Below are 18340 nucleotides of genomic sequence, written 5' to 3'. Positions count from 1 at the left end.
GACGCCGAAGCCGGCGTCGTCCTCGCCGTGGCTCGCCGCGACCGCGGCCGCCACGGTCGGCTGGTCGTTGCTGCCGGTGATCGTCCAGGAGACCGCGGCCATGGTGGTCGCGGTGCCGTCGGAGACGCCGTAGTTCACCGTCACCACCGTCGTCTGGCCGGCGGCCAGGTGCTGGTAGGCGGCATCGGTCGGGTCGAGGCTGAAGGCGTGCGTCGCCGCGTCGTAGCTGACGCCGGCCGGCAGGCTGGCCGGAACGTCGACCACCTGAAGCGTCGTGCCGTCGTCGACATCGCTGGCGTTGGCAAGCGCGTCGAGCGTCACCGCTGCCCCGTCCTCGTTCGCCGCACCGCTGACGGTGCCGCTGACCACCGGCGCGTCGTTGCTGCCGGTGATCGTCACCACGATGTCGCGACTGGCGGTGCCGTCGGCGGACCACACCGTCAGCGTCTCGGTGACCACCTGGCCGGCGGTCAGCGCCTGCGTCGCCGCGCAGGCGTTGTCAAGCGCGTAGGTCCAGGCCCCAGTGGTCGCGTCGAAGCTGAAGTGGCCGTACGCACCGTTGAGTGCGCTTTGTGGCGGTGCCTGGAAATGGCTTTCATCGAAATCGGCATCGTTGACATTGAGCGCGCCCGAGATCGTCGGCGAACCGGGATCGCCGTTGTCGGTGCCCCCCGCTTCGATGACGGACCCTGTGGATGTGCCGACGACCGTCGCCGCGTCGTTCTGGCCGACGATCTCCAGGGTGACTTTCGCGTAGCTCAGCGTGCCGTTGGCAAGCCGGATCGAGTAATAGAACGAGTCCTGAATGCACTCGCCGTCGGTCAGCGAATCGACGCTCCGGGCGCTATTGGCCGAGTCCGAACCGTCGCCGACCCGGAATTCGATCTTGCCGTTGCAGATGCGGAACCAGTTTCCTCCCGCGGTGGTCTCCCAACCCGTCGTGATATTGCTCTGCAGCAACTCACTCATGAAGCCCGTACCGCCGTCGTCGATCGACCAGAGCGTCTTCGCCTTGCCGCCAAGATCGTTGTCCATCACGTTCAGGGTTATGGTGTAGGTGGACGCATCGTAGATTCCGGACGCCAGCAATCCGTCTTCGCTCCACCCATAGAGGTCGCCCTGCGCCTGCGGAGTGTTGCCAAAGGACGTGGTGCTCCCGCCGCCTGTCGTCTGCGTAGCCATAAGCCTCCCCCTTACCTGACGTGCTCTAAGTGGTGTGATTGTGCGTCCATGGACCGGCGGCGGCCGTCACTGCGCGGCTCCAACCATCGATCTGGACGCTGCTGATTGTCGGCGATGGAGAATTCGTCGCGAACGGCGCTCACGAAGAGTGCGGAAAACCGGTCGCCTTTCGCCGCGATGAAAGCCGGCGCGCCCTCCTCGGGCGTAACTACTCTATACACGCCTGCTCCTCTCGGACCCGCGCATTGAAACGGTGGCCCGGTAATACTTTTGTCGAAATTGCCTGAACTCAACCGATCTTAGAAATATCCGTATTGCGAGTCTCAAATTCGCTTACATGTCGAAAATTCTTAGCATTTTTGAAAGTCAGGAAAAGAAATATTTGTAAGTAGTACTGCTCTAACCCGAACGAATTAGGCCGGTGCGGTCACTTATACCAATCTCGTGCGCCTTGATTCATTCAGTGTCGAGGCCAATCTATATCGCACAGGCTTCGGCCTGTCGTTAGCACTGCGTCCCGGAACTTGTCGCCACGTACATTCTTGCCGTCAAAGCCCGTTTTGGGCCAGCCACGGCCGGATGGCGGCGATGTCTTCGACGCCGATGCCGTGGCCGGTGTCGATGTCGATCGCCTCGAACGCGGCCCCTGTGTTGCCAAGCGTCGCCTTCAGTTCCGGCGCATATTTGCCGTAGGGGTCGTCCTTGCCGGTGAGCATGAGGATCTTCGTGCCGGCCAGGTCCGTTTCGGGTGCATTCTCGAGCGCGGCCATTGCGCGCATCAGCACCGCGTTCCTGATCACGCCCGGATGAAGCAGCATCACGGCCGCCAGCATGTTGGCGCCGTTCGAATAGCCGATGAACACGGTCTTCGCCGGGTCGAGTCCGTAGCCGTTGCGGGCGCCCTCGATGAAGGCGGCGAAGGCTTCGGCTTCCGAGCGCATGTCCTCCTGGTCGAAGGTCGTCATGGAAAGGCGCCGGAACCAGCGCGGAAAGCCTTCCTCGGTGCTGCGGCCGCGCACGCCGAGAAGAGTGGCATGCGGGTCCAATTGGTGGCCGAAGGGGAGCATGTCGATTTCGTTGCCGCCGCTGCCGTGCAGGAGCACGAAGGTGCGGTCGTTCGGCTTTGCCGGATGATAGAAGCGATGGACGAAGGGCAGGTCGCGCTGCGGCATGCGCGGCTCGCCGGGCAGCGCGAATTGCGGCAGCCTCACCAAGGCGGCGGTGTCTTCGGCGACATGCGGCGGCAGGAACAGCCGCGAGCCCAGCACATCCGCCGGCTCGTCGACCGCAAAGCCGGGCCCGTCCGTGGCAAGCTCGCAGAGCGAGCCGCCGGGCTCGCGCACATAGAGCGAGAAGAAATATTTCCGGTCATGCGCATTGGTCGCGCCGGCATGCTCCTGTTCGAGATCGGCGCGCACGGCAAGCACCGTCGCCTCGTCCGTTGCTCGGAAGGCGACATGGTCGATCGTGCCGGTGCCCGGAGCGGCGCTCCAGAAGCCGGCGGCATCGCGCACGTCGATCACGTCGCCGGAGGACGAGGTGAGGCGGCGGATCGTCTCCGTCGCGGCCGTTTCCCTGTAGCCGAAATGGCTTTGCAGAAAATGCGCCGTGTCCTTCGGCTTCTCGGTGAGTACGGTTGCCCCGCGCAGCCGCCGGATCGAGTGCGTTTCGGGAATGTCGCTGCTGGCCCATGGCGCGGGTTCGGCGAGCGCATTCGTTCCGACGAGCTTGACGATCACGCCGTCCGGATCCTTCAGCCGCAGGACCGGTTCGCCGAATTCCTGTGCCGGTCCGCTCGCCTCGACGTTGAACTGGAGCGCCCGCGTCAGCCAGAAGCCCATGCTTTCGGGCGGCACGGCGAAGGCGATCTCGCTCGGCTGGCCGTGGCCGACGCGCCCCGGAGAGCCTTCCTCCCAGACCAGGAAGCTTACGAGCGAGCCCGGCGACCCCGAGGCGTCGCCGTAGAAGAGATGCAACTGATTGGCATCCTCGAAGCCGCCGGTCCGCTTGACGAGATGCAGCCCGAGGAAGCCGAGATAGAAGTCGACATTGGCTTGCACCTTGCGGGCGATCGCCGTGATGTGATGGATGCCGCTTGTCACGGTCCTGGTCCTCCTGCCGTGATCGGTTGAGATCGGTCAGTCCTTCTTTCCGGCGAGAAAGGACTGAAACGCCTCGCCATAATCCGGATGCCAGCGCGAAAGCGGCGGCCGGTTCTCGACGATGTCGCCGGCCGCCCACAGGATGCGTTTCTCGTCCGTCGGACGCGCAACCTCGTTGTCGGGGCAGAGGATGTAGAAGTCGCCGCTGGCGAGGCTCTCCATCATGAAGTCGACCGTCTGCTCGGGCGTCCAGGCGCCGGCGGGCTTCTCGGTGCGCCCGTGTGCAGTCAGGGCGGTGTAGACGAAGCCGGGGATCAGCAGATGCGCACTGACCCTGCAGTCTGCGGTGTTGCGCAATTCGTGCTGCAGGGCCTCGGTGAACACCTTCACGCCAGCCTTCGCGACATTATAGGCGGGATCGCCGGGCGGCGTGGTGATGCCCTGCTTCGAACCGGTGTTGATGATGAGTGCCGGCTCGCCGTGGGCGATCATGGCGGGTGCGAAGATGCGCGAGCCGTTGATGACGCCCCAGAGGTTGACGCCGATCACCGCGTCCCAGTTTTCCAGGGGGCCGAAGATCGAGCTGCCGGGCTGGATGCCGGCATTGTTCATCAGCACATGCACATGGCCGAAGCGCTCCCGCGTCGAGCGCGCCAGTGCCACGATCTCGTCCGGCCGCGAGACGTCGGTGGCGATCGCGGCGACGTCATCCGCTCCGTTGGCGGCGATCTTCGCCGTGGCGGCCTCGGCCGCCTGCAGCCGGTCGCCGGCGAGATCGGCCAGCACCACCTTCATTCCGAGACTTGCGAAGTGTTTTGCCGCGGCAAGCCCGATGCCGGAAGCGGCACCCGTGACGACGGCAACGTTGTTCCTGGCGATTGCGGCATAAGACATGGTGCTCAATCCTGATGACGGCTCGAAAACTCGGATGATTCCCTGCTGCATGATTCCTCAAATCGGAGTCGATTTAAGGACAAAATCGCGTCGCTGGCAAAAAGTCGTCGGCGGATCATGACTTGCTGCGCGCGATGAACCACGGATTGGCGAAGTCGCTGTCGCTTCGCTGGCCGCGTTTTCCGTAAGTGAGCGGATCGCCCTCCGCAGTCAGCGTTTCGCCGCCCGCCGCCCTGAGGATCGCGTCACCCGCCGCGGTGTCCCACTCCATCGTCCGGCTGAAGCGCGGATAGATGTCGGCGAGCCCTTCGGCGATGAGGCAGAATTTCAGCGACGAGCCGATGGCTTCGTGATCGGCAATGCCCTCGTCGGTAAGGTAGTCGAGCGTTTCGGGGCTGTTGTGCCAGCGGCTGATGAGCGCCAGCGGCCGGTCCCCGCACGGACGACAGCGGATCGCGGCCCCAGGGACGGTTGAGGGGAGGGCGGGGCGGCCGGTCTCGAGCACCGCCTTCTTCGCCTGGCCGGAGCCCGCCGAATAAAGAACGCCGAGGGCCGGTGCGTAGACGACGCCGGCGACCGGGACGCCGTCTTCGATGAGCCCGATGTTGACGGTGAAATGGCTGTTGCGCTCGACGAATTCCTTCGTCCCGTCGAGGGGATCGACGAGGAAGAACCGGCCGCCGGCGATATCGGGCACGTGCCCGGCGGCGACGGCCTCCTCGGCGATGACGGGAATGTCGGGAAAGGCCGCGGCAAGATCGGCAAGGATGATGCGTTCGGCGCTGTGGTCCGCATCGGTCACCGGCGAGGTATCCTGCTTGTAGGTGACGGCGGGCCCCGCGTGATAAATATCGAGGATCGCCCGCCCTGCGGCGACCGCCGATCTCTCCAGTATGTCCAGCATCGTCCTGTTCTCTGGTCCGGGAGCCCGATTCGTGCGAGCTTCGATCAGTCTTAGATCACGATGATCGGAGCGGAGATCAACCGTAAACGGTCGCGGGGAAGGTCATATTTTTTCGTCATGGGTTAATGACTCGGAAGCTGCATCCTGACGCCGCCGCTGCGAAAATTGATCATTTTCGCGGCGGAGGGTGGCGTTTTGTCGATTCCTCTGGCGCGAAAAGCGCCAAATTGAATTTATCTGCGGAAGAATCCGTCGACGGCGCAATTTTTGTCTTTCATTTTCGGTCGAAAGAGGTATGAAATCGCCTCAGAGCACGCTCTTGAAGGAAGACTAATAAAAAGAGATCGGACCACAAGGATCCGGTCCAGGGGAAGATTGATGGAGTATTTCGTCCAGCAGCTCGTCAACGGGCTGACGCTTGGGTCTATTTATGGTATGATCGCGATCGGTTATACCATGGTTTACGGCATCATCGGCATGATTAACTTCGCCCACGGCGATATTTTCATGCTGGGCGGCTTTGCCGCGTTGATTGTCTTTCTAATCCTCACGACATTCATGGCAGGTATACCAGTCGTACTGGCGCTTTTGCTTATGATGATCGTCGGCATGCTGACGGCAGCGCTTTGGAACTGGACCATCGAGCGGGTGGCTTACCGTCCGTTGCGCGGGTCCTTCCGTCTGGCGCCGCTGATCACCGCGATCGGCATGTCGATCGTCCTGTCGAACTTCATCCAGGTGACGCAGGGGCCGCGCAACAAGCCGATCCCGCCGCTCGTCTCCTCGGTCTACGACATCTTCGGCATCGCGGTTTCGCTGAAGCAGATCATCATCGTCGTCATCACCGCGTTCCTGCTTTCCGTCTTCTGGTACATCGTCAACCGGACGCCGCTCGGCCGTGCCCAGCGCGCCACCGAGCAGGACCGCAAGATGGCGGCGCTGCTCGGCGTCGACGTCGACCGAACCATCTCGGTGACCTTCATCATGGGTGCGGCGCTCGCTGCCGTCGCGGGTACCATGTACCTCATGTATTACGGCGTCGTCGTCTTCACCGACGGTTTCGCTCCGGGGGTCAAGGCCTTCACCGCGGCCGTTCTCGGAGGCATCGGGTCGCTGCCCGGCGCCGTTCTCGGCGGGCTGTTGATCGGCCTCATCGAGTCGCTGTGGTCGGCCTATTTCACAATCGACTACAAGGATGTCGCGACCTTCTCCATTCTCGCGATCGTCCTGATCTTCAAGCCGTCGGGTATTCTCGGACGACCGGAAGTCGAGAAGGTATAATTCCATGGCAAATGTTGCATCTACAACCGCAAGCGCCGGCAGCGAGCTGACGGCGCGGGCCCTGCGCGAGGCTGTCTTCGCCGGGCTTATCTCTCTCGGCCTCTTCATCCTGTTCGTCGGTCTCGAGACCACGCAGAACATCCGCAACGAGCTGGTGCTGAACCAGCGATGGGGCCTGCTCGCGACCTTCGTGGTCATTGCCATGGTCGGCCGTTTCCTGATGGTCGCCTATGTCCAGCCACGGCTCGCCCAGCGAAAGGCGGCCAAGGCGGCGGCGCCCGACGTGGTGAAGGAAGAGGGCTTCTTCAGCCGGAACTTCTCGGCGATCGCGATCGTCGCGCTCATCCTCTACCCGCCGGTCGTTCTCGCCCTTACCGGCGTCCAGGGCTCGCTGAAGTGGGTGGACAACTTCGGCATCCAGATCCTGATCTACGTGATGCTTGCCTGGGGCCTCAACATCGTGGTTGGCCTCGCGGGCCTGCTCGACCTCGGATACGTCGCCTTCTACGCGGTCGGCGCCTATTCCTATGCGCTGCTGTCCAGCTATTTCGGCCTGTCGTTCTGGGTGCTCCTGCCGGTAGCGGGACTTCTCGCCGCCTGCTGGGGCGTGGTCCTCGGCTTCCCGGTGCTGCGCCTGCGCGGTGACTATCTGGCGATCGTGACGCTCGCCTTCGGTGAAATCATCCGGCTCGTGCTGATCAACTGGACCGAGGTCACCAAGGGCACGTTCGGCGTCTCCGGCATCGCCAAGGCGACGCTGTTCGGCATCAAGTTCGACGCGACGAAGACCGGCTTCGCGGCGCTCTTTGGGCTGCCGATGTCGTCAGCCTATTACAAGATCTTCCTGTTCTACCTGATCCTCGGCCTCGCGCTGCTGACGGCCTTCGTCACCATCCGGCTGCGTCGGATGCCGATCGGCCGGGCATGGGAAGCGCTGCGCGAGGACGAGATCGCCTGCCGGTCGCTGGGCATCAACACGGTCACCACCAAGCTGACGGCGTTTGCCACCGGCGCCATGTTCGGCGGCTTCGCCGGCTCGTTCTTCGCCGTGCGCCAGGGCTTCGTGTCTCCCGAATCCTTCGTCTTCCTGGAATCGGCGGTCATCCTCGCCATCGTCGTTCTCGGCGGCATGGGATCGCTCACCGGAATTGCCATCGCCGCGGCGGTGATGATCGGCGGAACGGAAATCCTGCGCGAGCTCGCCTTCCTCAAGCTCGTCTTCGGACCGAACTTCACGCCTGAGCTCTATCGCATGCTGATCTTTGGCCTGGCCATGGTCGTCGTCATGGTCTGGAAGCCGCGCGGCTTCGTCGGATCCCGCGAGCCGACCGCGTTCCTCCACAAGCGCAAGGCCGTCTCCGGCAGCTTCACCAAGGAAGGGCACGGCTGATGGCCCTCGAGACAAATACGATGACAAAAGACCCAATCCTCAAGGTCGAGCACCTGTCGATGCGCTTCGGCGGTCTCATGGCCATCAACGACTTCTCCTTCGAAGCCGCGCGCGGCGACATCACCGCGCTGATCGGCCCGAACGGCGCAGGCAAGACGACGGTGTTCAACTGCATCACCGGCTTCTACAAGCCGACGATGGGCATGATCACCATGAAGCAGCGGTCCGGTAAGGAATATCTCCTGGAGCGCCTGCCGGATTTCGAGATCACCAAGACCGCCAAGGTCGCGCGTACCTTCCAGAATATCCGGATGTTCTCCGGGCTCACCGTCCTGGAAAACCTGCTCGTAGCTCAGCATAACAAGCTGATGCAGGCCTCCGGCTACACCTTGCTCGGCCTCTTCGGGTTCCCGGCCTATCGCCAGGCATCCGGGGAAGCGATCGACATTGCGAGGCACTGGCTGGAGAAAGCGTCGCTCATCGACCGTGCGGACGACCCGGCGGGCGATCTCCCCTATGGTGCCCAGCGGCGGCTCGAGATCGCCCGGGCAATGTGCACGGGTCCGGAGCTCCTTTGCCTGGACGAGCCGGCCGCCGGCCTCAATCCGCGCGAGTCGCTTGCGCTCAACGAGCTGCTGCAGGAAATCCGCCGCGATACCGGCACGTCCATCCTGCTGATCGAACACGACATGTCGGTGGTTATGGAGATCTCCGACCACGTCGTGGTGCTCGAATACGGCCAGAAGATTTCCGACGGCAATCCGGATTTCGTCAAGAACGATCCGAAGGTCATCGCCGCCTATCTCGGCGTCGAGGACGAAGAGGTTGAAGAGGTGATCGAACAGATCGAAGAAATCGAGAGCGAGCAGGGAGGCACCAAGCAATGACCGCTCCCCTGCTGCATGTGAGAGGCGTCGAGACCTATTACGGCAACATCCGCGCCCTGAACGGCGTCGATGTCGAGGTCCATCGCGGCGAGATCGTTTCGCTGATCGGCGCGAATGGTGCCGGCAAATCGACGCTGATGATGACGATCTGCGGCAGTCCGCAGGCGCGCACCGGTTCGGTCCATTTCGAAGGCCAGGACATCACCCGGCTGCCGACCCATGAGATCGCACGCCTCAGGATCGCGCAATCGCCGGAAGGACGGCGGATTTTCCCGCGCATGACGGTGCTCGAGAACCTCCAGATGGGTGCGAGCCTCGACGAGCTGAAGCACTTCAAGGAAGACGTGGAGAAGGTCTTCACGCTCTTCCCGCGGCTCAAGGAGCGCCAGGCCCAGCGCGGCGGAACGCTCTCGGGCGGCGAACAGCAGATGCTGTCGATCGGCCGGGCGCTGATGGCGCGCCCGAAGCTCCTGCTGCTCGACGAGCCGTCGCTCGGTCTGGCGCCGCTGATCGTCAAGGGCATTTTCGATGCGATCAAGAAGCTCAACAAGCAAGAGGGCCTCACCGTGTTCCTCGTCGAGCAGAACGCCTTCGGAGCGCTGAAGCTCTCCGACCGCGCCTACGTTCTGGTCAACGGCCGGGTAACGATGAGCGGGACGGGCAAGGATCTCCTCGCCAATCCGGAAGTCCGCGCGGCCTATCTCGAAGGCGGCCGCCATTGATGCGCGCTGGAGTTATGTGACATGCAGGGAATTCTCTACGAAGAAGCCTCCATCGGCCAGTTTCTGTTCATCACCTGCGTCCTCGGGGGCTGGACCGCATGGCGGACGGGCAAGAGCGTCGCGGAGAGCTGGGGAGAGCTTCCGCGGCTGCTCCTCTACGTCGCCCTCCTGGGACTTGGTATCCGCTTCGTGCACCACGCACTTTTCGGCGGCACGATGCTCAGCCTGCAGTACTATATCGTGGACACGATCGTACTTTTGTTGTTTGCTACCCTTGGTTACCGGTATTACCGGACCAGGCAGATGGCGAATAACTATTACTGGCTCTACGAGAAGACCTCACCTTTCTCCTGGAAGGCCAAATAAGGGAACAGCGCGTGCCGGTCGGGTGCGGCCGGTGCGAACGAACACCGGCGCAATTATGGTGGGCATTGCGCAGGCTTATGAAACGAGACCCGCTCGAAATATTTGGGAGTAACAAGATGAAAAAGTCTCTTCTGTCGGCTGTGGCGCTGACAGCAATGGTCGCCTTCAGCGGCACCGCATGGGCTGATCTCCTGGTCGGCGTCGGTGGCCCGCTGACGGGTCCGAATGCCGCGTTCGGCGCCCAGCTCCAGAAAGGTGCGGAGCAGGCGGCTGCGGACATCAACGCTGCAGGCGGCATCAATGGGGAACAGGTCAAGATCGTGCTCGGCGACGACGTTTCCGACGCCAAGCAGGGCATTTCGGTCGCCAACAAGTTCGTTGCCGACGGTGTGAAGTTCGTGGTCGGTCACTTCAACTCCGGCGTGTCGATCCCGGCCTCGGAAGTCTATGCCGAAAACGGCATCCTGCAGATCACCCCGGCCGCGACCAACCCGCAGTTCACCGAGCGCGGCCTGTGGAACACGTTCCGCACCTGCGGCCGTGACGACCAGCAGGGCGCCGTCGCCGGCGCTTTCCTCGCGGCCAACTACAAGGACGCCAAGATCGCCGTCGTTCATGACAAGACGCCCTATGGCCAGGGCCTTGCCGACGAAACCAAGAAGGCGATGGGCGAAGCCGGCCTGACCGAAGCCCTCTACGAAGGCATCAATATCGGCGACAAGGACTTCTCGGCGCTGATCGCCAAGATGAAGGAAGCCGGCGTATCGGTCGTCTACTACGGCGGCCTGCACACCGAAGCGGGCCTGATCATGCGCCAGATGAAGGACCAGGGCTTGAAGGCAACCTTCATGTCGGGCGACGGCATCGTTTCGAACGAGCTGGCTTCGATCGCTGGCGACGCCGTCGACGGCACGCTGATGACCTTCGCGCCGGATCCGCGCAAGAACCCGGCTTCGAAGGAACTCGTCGAGAAGTTCCGCGCCGCCGGCTTCGAACCGGAAGCCTACACGCTTTACGCCTATGCAGCCCTCCAGGTGATCGCGGAAGCCGCCAAGGCCGCCGGCGGCAACGACCCGCAGGCTGTTGCCGAAGCCATCAAAGCCAAGGGCCCGTGGAAGACCGCAATCGGCGAACTCGGCTATGATGAAAAGGGCGACATCACCCGCCCGGACTACGTCATGTACACCTGGAAGAAGGGTGATGACGGCAAGTACACCTACTTCCAGAACGAATAGTCTCGTTCCGTAGGAGCGAATTTCGGGACCCGGCGTGAAGACGCCGGGTCTTTTGCGTATGGACGGTCGCGGATGCGAGCCGCATGGCGGAACTCCGCGGCAGGACGCCCCGCGACTGCAGGCGGTATCTCTCCACTGGATTGCAAGCGTAGAGGAGGTTGCAGCGCGCCGCGCTCAGAACGGGGCCGCGCTCGATCAACCTACAGCGCCCGCGTCTTCTCCGACGCGCAAATGTTGGGTTGCTGAATGTCTGTCTCCGTAAATCGGGGATCCAACGCCGGCTGGAGCATTTTGCAGTCAGGGAATCACGTGACGTCGCACGCGGCAAAAACAAACAGGATAGAGCGGTGGCGCGAACGCATGTGAGCGCATCCCGCTCTACCGTAGCAATGACGCGCGGAGCGCCGCTATCTCCTGTTTGAGCCGCACGATCTCCGCCGGCTCCATGCCAGTCGCGTCGGCGATGCCGAGCGGGACGCCGCGTGCTTTTTCCTTCAAGGCGCGGCCGGTCTCGGTCAGGCGCACGCGCACTTGCCGCTCGTCCACCTTGTCGCGGACCCTGGCGACATAGCCCATGGCCTCGAGGCGTTTCAGCATGGGGGTGAGCGTGCTCGATTCCAGGAAGAGCTTCTCGCCGAGGCTCCCGACGGTCTGGTCGTCTTTCTCCCACAGCACCACCATGACAAGATATTGCGGATAGGTGAGGTCCAACTCGTCAAGGAGCGGCTTGTAGACCCGCGTGAAGGCGTGGTTTGCGGAATAGATCGCAAAGCACAGGAAATTGTCGAGCTGCATGAGATCCTCTGATGAGGGAGGGACCACTTTTGCCATTGCCTTCACCCCGATTGCCGAAAGTGGAAAATAAATCGTTCGCGATATAGTCGCAAGGTATTGACAGGCGAAAACTACAAAGATAAATATCGTGCACGATTTAATCGCCACCGTGCTTATATATATCGCGTGCGATTTAATCGGAAAGATAGAAAAAGCCGCAACGCTCATCCTGGAAAGGAGCACTTCGATGACTGAGGTTCAAGCACGGACTGTTGTGAATGATCTCTCGAGGAGAGAGATGCTGGCCGGTGCACTCGGTGCTGCCGGCGCTGCCGCGGCGTTCTCCGCGGCCGGCCCGGCCGCGGCGGCGAGCGCCGGCGCGGCATCTCCCGCCGCCGCGGCGGCAGCGGCCGCCGGCAGCCGGATCACCACGCGCGACGGTGTCGAAATCTACTACAAGGACTGGGGTCCGAAGGACGGGCCGGTGGTCATCCTCAGCCATGGCTGGCCGCTTTCGTCCGATAGCTGGGAAGCGCAAGCCTTCCATCTCGCCAGCAACGGATTCCGCGTCGTCACACATGATCGCCGCGGTCACGGCCGCTCGAGCCAGCCCTGGGACGGCAACGACATGGATCACTATGCCGACGATCTTGCCGAACTGATCGAGCAATTGGACCTGAAGGGCATTTTCCTCGCCGGCTTCTCCACCGGCGGCGGTGAAGTCGCCCGCTATATCGGCCGCCACGGCACCGGCCGCGTCGCCAAGGCGGGATTGATTGCCGCCGTGCCGCCGCTGATGGTCAAGACCGAGAAAAATCCTGGCGGCCTGCCGAAGGAGGTGTTCGACGGTCTGCAGGCCGCAAGCCTCGCCGATCGCTCGCAGCTTTACAGGGACATCGCCTCGGGTCCGTTCTTCGGCTTCAATCGCCCCGGCGCGAAGCCCTCCCAGGGCATGATCGACAGTTTCTGGCTGCAGGGCATGACGGCCGGCCACAAGAACACCTATGACTCGATCGTCGCCTTCTCGCAGACGGACTTCACCGAGGATCTGAAGAAGTTCGACGTCCCGACGCTCATCATCCATGGCGACGACGACCAGATCGTGCCGATCGATCAAGCGGCGCGCGCCTCGAAGAAGCTCATCCCGCATGCGGAGTTGAAGGTCTATCCGGGCGCCCCGCACGGCATCACCGACACGCACAAGGAGCAGTTGAACAAGGATCTGCTGGAGTTTGCACGCTCCTGAGCCGCAAGTGCGGCCGGTGGCCGCGATGAGGGCGCCGCGATGTCGGCGCCCCTTCTGTTGCGGGTGACCAGCGCAGCGGGCCCGGCGTATCTCCATCCCGGATTCCGCTTGCGAAAGCAATGGCTTGACTTTGGCTTCCCGGTTGCCGACGATGGCCCGCATCGAATGACCGAATGCCGGTCGCGCGGCAGCGCCGGCAGAGAATCCGACGGCCTTTCATGGAAGACAGAGCGATCATCGCCCCGCAAAGGGCGTGGGGAAAGGGGCGGCTCGCTGCCAAGTCTCAGGGCGGCCGCATGCGCGTCGCCGAACTCTACCAGGAGGGCTGCGCCAAGATCCGCCTGCCGAAGACGTTCGATGCGTCGATGGAAGCGGTGCTCATCAACTCGTCCGGCGGGGTCACGGGTGGCGACCGGCTGAACTGGGCCTTCGAGGCCGGCGAGGGGACGAGCCTGACGCTGACGACGCAGGCCTGCGAAAAGATCTACAAGGCAAGTTCCGGCACGGCCGATATCGACACGCGCATTTCGGTCGCGGCCCGCGCCCGCGTCGACTGGCTGCCGCAGGAAACGATCCTTTTCGATCGCGCCTCGCTGACGCGCTCGCTCGAGGTCGAGCTCGCCGATGATGCATCCTTCCTCGCGGTCGAAGCCGTGCTGCTCGGCCGGAAGGCCATGGGCGAAGTGGTTCACACGGGCCTCTTCCGAGATCGCTGGCGGATTTCGAGCGGCGGCAGGCCGATCCATGCGGAGAACCTCGCCCTCGGCAACGACGTCGCCGACCTCGCCGCGCGGCGCGCCGTGCTCGATGGCGCAGCCGCTTTCGCGACGCTTCTCTACGTCGCACGGGATTGCGAGGCCATGCTTACGAAACTGCGGGGCTTACTCGATGGACGGGCGCAATCGGGCGTCAGCCATAACCGGGTCGGCGGCCGCGACAAGATCGTCGCCCGCGTCGCGGCCGCCGACGGCTTCGCGCTCAGAAAAATCCTTCTTCCCATGATTTCGCACTTGCGTAAGGACGCTTCTGTGCCGAAAGTCTGGACTCTCTGATCCGCAATCGAACTGGATGGCGCGCCCGCATGAATCTGACACCGCGTGAAAAGGACAAGCTGTTGATTTCCATGGCGGCGATGGTCGCGCGCCGGCGGTTGGAGCGGGGCGTGAAACTCAATCATCCCGAGGCGATCGCCCTCATCACGGACTTCGTCGTCGAGGGCGCGCGGGACGGCCGTTCCGTCGCCGAACTGATGGAGGCGGGCGCGCATGTGCTCACCCGCGACCAGGTGATGGAGGGGATCGCCGAGATGATCCACGACATCCAGATCGAGGCGACGTTCCCGGACGGAACGAAGCTCGTCACCGTCCACGAGCCCATCCGCTAGGAGCCGCGCGATGCTGAGCTTGCGCCCGAACTGCGAATGCTGCGACCGCGACCTGCCGCCGGAAAGCCGCGAGGCGATGATCTGCACGTTCGAATGTACGTTCTGTGCCGATTGCGCCGAGGCGAAGCTCGGCGGGATCTGCCCGAATTGCGGCGGCGAACTGGTCCGCCGTCCGGTGCGTCCGGCCGCAATGCTGAAGAAATATCCGGCATTGACGGAGCGCGTCCTGAAGCCGCAAGGCTGCGCACCAGAGCAAGCGGCATAAGGGGAACGATCATGATTCCAGGGGAAATCATCGCAGCCGCGGGCGAGATCGAGCTCAATGCCGGGCTCGAGACCGTGACCATCGAGGTCTCCAACTCCGGCGACCGGCCGGTGCAGGTCGGCAGCCACTACCATTTCGCGGAAACCAATCCCGGCCTCGTCTTCGACCGGGATGCCGCGCGCGGCAAGCGGCTCGACATTCCGGCCGGCACGGCCGTTCGCTTCGAGCCGGGGCAGACCCGGCAGGTGACGCTCATCCCGCTTTCGGGCAAGCGCGAGGTATACGGTTTCCGTCAGCAGGTGATGGGCAAGCTATGAGGGCGGTCGCCCCCGTAATCTGCCTGCTCTTGATTTCGGCGACTTCGGCGCATGCCCAGGAAGAGCCGCAGGTGGACTGCCGGAACGCCGTGGCGCAGATGGATTTGAACATCTGCGCCGATCGTGACTACCGCGCGGCCGACGCCGAACTGAACAAGGCCTACAAGCAGGCAATGGCCGCGATGCAGGAAACCGACAAGGAACTGGGCGGCATCGACAAGGCCTATGCCGGGGCCGTCGAGGCCTTGAAGAAGGCGCAGCGGGCCTGGATCGGCTATCGCGACGGCCAGTGCGAACTCGCCGGCTTCGAGGCGCGCGGCGGCTCGATGGAGCCCATGCTGGTTTCCGGCTGTCTCGCAGAGCTGACGCGCAAGCGTACGAGCGAACTGAAACAGCTCGTGGAATCCGCGGAGAACTGACCGTTGAGAAACCGCCGCGTCATCATGATCGTAGGCAATGGCGAGGTGCCGGAGGGCGCTGCCGCAAGGATCGATGCCGCGGACCTGGTGATCCGGTTCAACGATTGCCGCTCGGCCGGCAGGGGCGGGGCGAGGACCGATATCGTCGCCGTCTGCAACACCGGCCGCCCGGCGCTGGCGATGCTCGGCGGCGGCCGCTGGAAGACGTCGGCGCCCGTCCGGCAGGCCCGCGAGATATGGAGCGTGCGCTCCGGCGCCAAGTTCGCGGCGATGCGCGCGGCGCTCGCGGCGACGCATCCGGACCTCGACGATCTCTGTGACGACTACACCGCCGGCTTCGACAGCTTCGCGCGGGCAACCGGCCGTAAGCACCGCGTCATCCCGGCCGAGACACATGAAGCGCTGGAACGCGATCTCGCCCGTTTCGAGCCGTCGCCCTATGTCGCGCCGTCGAGCGGCCTCGTGGTCGTCGCCGATGTGCTCGCCCGCGTCGCCTCGGCCGGCGACGAGGTCGTGCTAGCCGGCTTCGGCCACAGCGGCTGGGAATGGCACCCCTTCGCCGCCGAGCGCCGCTATGTCGACGCGCTCGCGGCCGCGGGGCGGCTCAGCCGCCTTCATCAATCCCATCCGTCAGACTTGCCCCAAGGAGCCTGAACCCATGTCCTATAAAATGTCGCGCGCCGCCTATGCCAACATGTTCGGTCCGACAGCGGGCGACAAGGTGCGGCTCGCCGACACGGAACTCTTCATCGAGGTCGAGCAGGATTTCACGACCTATGGCGAGGAGGTGAAGTTCGGCGGCGGCAAGGTCATTCGCGACGGCATGGGTCAGAGCCAGGTGACGCGCGCGGCCGGCGCGGTCGATAGCGTCATCACCAACGCGCTGATCGTCGATCATTGGGGCATCGTCAAGGCCGACATCGGCCTCAAGGACGGGCGCATCGCCGCGATCGGCAAGGCCGGCAACCCGGACACGCAGCCGGGCGTCAGCATCATCGTCGGCCCGGGCACGGAGGTGATCGCCGGCGAGGGCAAGATCGTCACCGCCGGCGGCATGGACAGCCATATCCATTTCATCTGCCCGCAGCAGATCGAGGAAGCGCTGATGAGCGGCCTCACCTGCATGCTCGGCGGCGGTACCGGGCCGGCGCACGGCACGCTCGCCACCACCTGCACGCCGGGGCCCTGGCACATCGCCCGGATGATCGAGGCGGCGGACGCGTTCCCGATGAACCTCGCCTTCGCCGGCAAGGGCAATGCCTCCTTGCCGGGCGCGCTCGTGGAAATGGTGCTCGGCGGCGCCACCTCGCTCAAGCTGCACGAGGACTGGGGCACGACGCCGGGAGCGATCGACTGCTGCCTGTCGGTCGCCGACGAATACGACGTGCAGGTGATGATCCACACGGATACCCTGAACGAGAGCGGCTTTGTCGAGGATACGATCGCCGCGATCAAGGGCCGGACGATCCACGCCTTCCACACGGAAGGGGCGGGCGGCGGCCACGCGCCGGACATCATCAAGATCTGCGGCCAACCGAACGTCATCCCGTCGTCGACCAACCCGACCCGGCCCTATACGTTGAACACGCTGGCCGAGCATCTCGACATGCTGATGGTCTGCCACCACCTGTCGCCCTCGATTCCGGAAGACATCGCCTTCGCCGAAAGCCGCATCCGCAAGGAGACGATCGCCGCCGAGGACATCCTCCACGACATCGGCGCCTTCTCGATCATCTCCTCGGACAGCCAGGCGATGGGCCGGGTCGGCGAGGTGGCGATCCGCACCTGGCAGACCGCCGACAAGATGAAGCGCCAGCGCGGGCGGATGAAGGAGGAAACGGGCGACAACGACAATTTCCGCGTCAAGCGCTACATCGCCAAATACACGATCAATCCGGCGATCGCCCACGGCCTCAGCCATGAGATCGGGTCGCTCGAGGTCGGCAAGCGCGCCGATCTCGTCATCTGGAATCCGGCCTTTTTCGGCGTGAAGCCGGACATGGTGCTCCTCGGCGGCTCGATCGCCGCTGCCCCCATGGGCGATCCGAACGCCTCCATCCCGACGCCCCAGCCTGTGCACTACCGGCCGATGTTCGGCGCCTATGGAAAGAGCCTGACCAATTCCTCCGTGACCTTCGTCTCGCAGGCGTCGCTCGATGCAGGGCTGGCGGGAAGGCTCGGCGTTGCCAAGGAACTCGTCGCCGTCCAGAACACCCGCGGCGGCATCGGCAAGGCCTCGATGATCCACAACAGCCTGACGCCGGTGATCGAGGTCGATCCTGAGACCTATGAGGTCCGCGCCGACGGCGAGCTGCTCACCTGCGAGCCGGCAACGGTGCTGCCGATGGCGCAGCGGTATTTCCTGTTCTGAGACGTGCTCGCATTAGGTGCGCTGTCCGTGCTCATCCAGCACCGCTTCAAAAGTTGGTGGGCGTCGGATGTTTGCTGGCTGCTTCAGAGCACATAGCGTTCCATGAAGAGAACGTCTTCGACCGGACAATCCGGATAGACCCATGTTGACCAGTTGACCTTTAGCCAGGCGACAGAGATGGACGCGGTTCTTAAGACAAAGGCTTCAGGCGGAAGATGAACGAAGGTGTGTCCCGCTGAATAACCCTGTGGCCACCATAATACCCAAAGGACGTTCTTTGTCAGTTGTCTCGACGACCATGAAGTCCACGGTTTCTTCGTAAGGGTAAGAGCCTTTGACGCGGAAGATTGCGCCACGCCAAATTTGAGACTCCTCTATATCGATAAGCTTTTGCATAGGACCTGATGGTTTCTCGTACCTGTCGCCACCCGTATAAGAAGGACCACAAAAGTCGAGCGGAGGTTCCCTGAATTTCCGCTTCTTCTTCCGGACCGGATCGCCGCAGGTGGCAGCCATGCGTTCATCGCAAGGCTGCCATGCGCCACCCACTGAATCGGGCTTTGATGCTGCACTGCAGCGGAATCTTCGGTAGAAGAGGCCT

21 protein-coding genes are annotated in these 18340 nt (G+C 63.4%); 14 read left to right on the top strand and 7 right to left on the bottom strand.

The genetic code is table 11. The annotated features are described in order from the left end of the window. The 4 genes from ATB98_RS05570 to cysQ form a co-directional block, all read right to left on the bottom strand. The coding region (locus ATB98_RS05570) for a VCBS domain-containing protein (protein ID WP_167354055.1) at positions 1-1182 on the bottom strand (1182 nt) is incomplete at its 3' end. 548 nt (positions 1183-1730) lie between these two features. Next, positions 1731-3284, bottom strand: coding sequence for a VOC family protein (locus ATB98_RS05560; RefSeq protein WP_066870239.1), 1554 nt, complete (start codon positions 3282-3284; stop codon positions 1731-1733). 36 nt (positions 3285-3320) lie between these two features. Next, on the bottom strand, positions 3321-4178 hold the full coding sequence (locus ATB98_RS05555) for an SDR family NAD(P)-dependent oxidoreductase (RefSeq protein WP_066870236.1): 858 nt from the start codon (positions 4176-4178) through the stop codon (positions 3321-3323). A gap of 115 nt (positions 4179-4293) precedes the next feature. Further along, the gene (cysQ, locus tag ATB98_RS05550; protein WP_066870233.1) at positions 4294-5082 is read right to left on the bottom strand and encodes a 3'(2'),5'-bisphosphate nucleotidase CysQ; all 789 of its coding nucleotides are present in this window, start codon (positions 5080-5082) and stop codon (positions 4294-4296) included. Between the two features lie 378 nt (positions 5083-5460). Between cysQ and ATB98_RS05545 the strand changes: the two genes are divergently transcribed. From ATB98_RS05545 to ATB98_RS05520, 6 genes are all read left to right on the top strand, one after another. Beyond that, positions 5461-6363, top strand: coding sequence for a branched-chain amino acid ABC transporter permease (locus ATB98_RS05545; RefSeq protein WP_066870230.1), 903 nt, complete (start codon positions 5461-5463; stop codon positions 6361-6363). 4 nt (positions 6364-6367) lie between these two features. Then, positions 6368-7753, top strand: a complete 1386-nt coding sequence (livM, locus tag ATB98_RS05540; protein ID WP_066870227.1) for a high-affinity branched-chain amino acid ABC transporter permease LivM — start codon at positions 6368-6370, stop codon at positions 7751-7753. Next, a complete protein-coding gene (locus ATB98_RS05535; RefSeq protein ID WP_066870223.1) occupies positions 7753-8640 on the top strand; it encodes an ABC transporter ATP-binding protein in 888 nt (295 codons plus the stop codon). Before livM ends, ATB98_RS05535 begins: the two co-directional genes overlap by 1 nt. Next, positions 8637-9362 (top strand): ABC transporter ATP-binding protein, encoded by a 726-nt coding sequence (locus tag ATB98_RS05530; RefSeq protein ID WP_066870220.1) that lies wholly within the window; start codon positions 8637-8639, stop codon positions 9360-9362. The genes ATB98_RS05535 and ATB98_RS05530 overlap by 4 nt, the downstream gene beginning before the upstream one ends. Positions 9363-9383: 21 nt before the next feature. After that, entirely contained in the window at positions 9384-9728 is a 345-nt protein-coding gene (locus ATB98_RS05525; protein ID WP_066870217.1) for a DUF6867 family protein, read from the top strand. Positions 9729-9844: 116 nt separating this feature from the next. Next, positions 9845-10963: a branched-chain amino acid ABC transporter substrate-binding protein gene (locus ATB98_RS05520; protein ID WP_066870214.1), complete on the top strand. Its 1119-nt coding sequence runs from the start codon at positions 9845-9847 to the stop codon at positions 10961-10963. 378 nt (positions 10964-11341) lie between these two features. Here the strand turns inward: ATB98_RS05520 and ATB98_RS05515 are convergent, their stop codons facing one another. Then, on the bottom strand, positions 11342-11794 hold the full coding sequence (locus ATB98_RS05515; protein WP_066870211.1) for a MarR family winged helix-turn-helix transcriptional regulator: 453 nt from the start codon (positions 11792-11794) through the stop codon (positions 11342-11344). Positions 11795-11984: 190 nt separating this feature from the next. Between ATB98_RS05515 and ATB98_RS05510 the strand changes: the two genes are divergently transcribed. From ATB98_RS05510 to ureC, 8 genes are all read left to right on the top strand, one after another. Then, on the top strand, positions 11985-12983 hold the full coding sequence (locus ATB98_RS05510) for an alpha/beta fold hydrolase (protein WP_066870208.1): 999 nt from the start codon (positions 11985-11987) through the stop codon (positions 12981-12983). Positions 12984-13201: 218 nt separating this feature from the next. Then, on the top strand, positions 13202-14035 hold the full coding sequence (locus ATB98_RS05505; protein WP_066870264.1) for an urease accessory protein UreD: 834 nt from the start codon (positions 13202-13204) through the stop codon (positions 14033-14035). A 29-nt stretch (positions 14036-14064) separates the two neighbouring features. Next, positions 14065-14367: an urease subunit gamma gene (locus ATB98_RS05500; protein WP_012066611.1), complete on the top strand. Its 303-nt coding sequence runs from the start codon at positions 14065-14067 to the stop codon at positions 14365-14367. 10 nt (positions 14368-14377) lie between these two features. Beyond that, positions 14378-14632, top strand: coding sequence for a DUF1272 domain-containing protein (locus tag ATB98_RS05495; protein ID WP_066870205.1), 255 nt, complete (start codon positions 14378-14380; stop codon positions 14630-14632). An 11-nt stretch (positions 14633-14643) separates the two neighbouring features. Continuing rightward, entirely contained in the window at positions 14644-14949 is a 306-nt protein-coding gene (locus ATB98_RS05490) for an urease subunit beta (protein WP_066870202.1), read from the top strand. Then, positions 14946-15368, top strand: a complete 423-nt coding sequence (locus tag ATB98_RS05485; RefSeq protein WP_066870199.1) for a lysozyme inhibitor LprI family protein — start codon at positions 14946-14948, stop codon at positions 15366-15368. The genes ATB98_RS05490 and ATB98_RS05485 overlap by 4 nt, the downstream gene beginning before the upstream one ends. A gap of 3 nt (positions 15369-15371) precedes the next feature. Further along, entirely contained in the window at positions 15372-16022 is a 651-nt protein-coding gene (locus tag ATB98_RS05480; RefSeq protein ID WP_066870197.1) for a Urease operon accessory protein, read from the top strand. A 4-nt stretch (positions 16023-16026) separates the two neighbouring features. Then, positions 16027-17739 (top strand): urease subunit alpha, encoded by a 1713-nt coding sequence (ureC, locus tag ATB98_RS05475; RefSeq protein ID WP_066870194.1) that lies wholly within the window; start codon positions 16027-16029, stop codon positions 17737-17739. 83 nt (positions 17740-17822) lie between these two features. Here the strand turns inward: ureC and imm45 are convergent, their stop codons facing one another. Then, positions 17823-18023: an Imm45 family immunity protein gene (imm45, locus tag ATB98_RS30525; protein WP_407695283.1), complete on the bottom strand. Its 201-nt coding sequence runs from the start codon at positions 18021-18023 to the stop codon at positions 17823-17825. Beyond that, positions 17944-18255: a hypothetical protein gene (locus ATB98_RS28755; RefSeq protein WP_153435429.1), complete on the bottom strand. Its 312-nt coding sequence runs from the start codon at positions 18253-18255 to the stop codon at positions 17944-17946. Before ATB98_RS28755 ends, imm45 begins: the two co-directional genes overlap by 80 nt. Between the last annotated feature and the right edge of the window lie 85 nt (positions 18256-18340).

Source organism: Sinorhizobium saheli (genome assembly GCF_001651875.1).
Lineage (GTDB): Bacteria > Pseudomonadota > Alphaproteobacteria > Rhizobiales > Rhizobiaceae > Sinorhizobium > Sinorhizobium saheli.
This window is presented reverse-complemented; position numbering and strand designations above follow the sequence as displayed.

What these genes read in the sequence shown, in the direction of transcription:
- ATB98_RS05525 (WP_066870217.1), top strand. Translation starts at nt 9,384, where the DNA reads ATGCAGGGAATTCTCTACGAAGAAGCCTCCATCGGCCAGTTTCTGTTC.
- ATB98_RS05510 (WP_066870208.1), top strand. Translation starts at nt 11,985, where the DNA reads ATGACTGAGGTTCAAGCACGGACTGTTGTGAATGATCTCTCGAGGAGA.
- ATB98_RS05505 (WP_066870264.1), top strand. Translation starts at nt 13,202, where the DNA reads ATGGAAGACAGAGCGATCATCGCCCCGCAAAGGGCGTGGGGAAAGGGG.
- cysQ (WP_066870233.1), bottom strand. Translation starts at nt 5,082, where the DNA reads ATGCTGGACATACTGGAGAGATCGGCGGTCGCCGCAGGGCGGGCGATC.
- livM (WP_066870227.1), top strand. Translation starts at nt 6,368, where the DNA reads ATGGCAAATGTTGCATCTACAACCGCAAGCGCCGGCAGCGAGCTGACG.
- ATB98_RS05490 (WP_066870202.1), top strand. Translation starts at nt 14,644, where the DNA reads ATGATTCCAGGGGAAATCATCGCAGCCGCGGGCGAGATCGAGCTCAAT.
- ureC (WP_066870194.1), top strand. Translation starts at nt 16,027, where the DNA reads ATGTCCTATAAAATGTCGCGCGCCGCCTATGCCAACATGTTCGGTCCG.
- ATB98_RS05535 (WP_066870223.1), top strand. Translation starts at nt 7,753, where the DNA reads ATGGCCCTCGAGACAAATACGATGACAAAAGACCCAATCCTCAAGGTC.
- ATB98_RS05520 (WP_066870214.1), top strand. Translation starts at nt 9,845, where the DNA reads ATGAAAAAGTCTCTTCTGTCGGCTGTGGCGCTGACAGCAATGGTCGCC.
- ATB98_RS05495 (WP_066870205.1), top strand. Translation starts at nt 14,378, where the DNA reads ATGCTGAGCTTGCGCCCGAACTGCGAATGCTGCGACCGCGACCTGCCG.
- ATB98_RS05500 (WP_012066611.1), top strand. Translation starts at nt 14,065, where the DNA reads ATGAATCTGACACCGCGTGAAAAGGACAAGCTGTTGATTTCCATGGCG.
- ATB98_RS05530 (WP_066870220.1), top strand. Translation starts at nt 8,637, where the DNA reads ATGACCGCTCCCCTGCTGCATGTGAGAGGCGTCGAGACCTATTACGGC.
- ATB98_RS05485 (WP_066870199.1), top strand. Translation starts at nt 14,946, where the DNA reads ATGAGGGCGGTCGCCCCCGTAATCTGCCTGCTCTTGATTTCGGCGACT.
- ATB98_RS28755 (WP_153435429.1), bottom strand. Translation starts at nt 18,255, where the DNA reads ATGGCTGCCACCTGCGGCGATCCGGTCCGGAAGAAGAAGCGGAAATTC.
- ATB98_RS05515 (WP_066870211.1), bottom strand. Translation starts at nt 11,794, where the DNA reads ATGGCAAAAGTGGTCCCTCCCTCATCAGAGGATCTCATGCAGCTCGAC.
- ATB98_RS05555 (WP_066870236.1), bottom strand. Translation starts at nt 4,178, where the DNA reads ATGTCTTATGCCGCAATCGCCAGGAACAACGTTGCCGTCGTCACGGGT.
- ATB98_RS05545 (WP_066870230.1), top strand. Translation starts at nt 5,461, where the DNA reads ATGGAGTATTTCGTCCAGCAGCTCGTCAACGGGCTGACGCTTGGGTCT.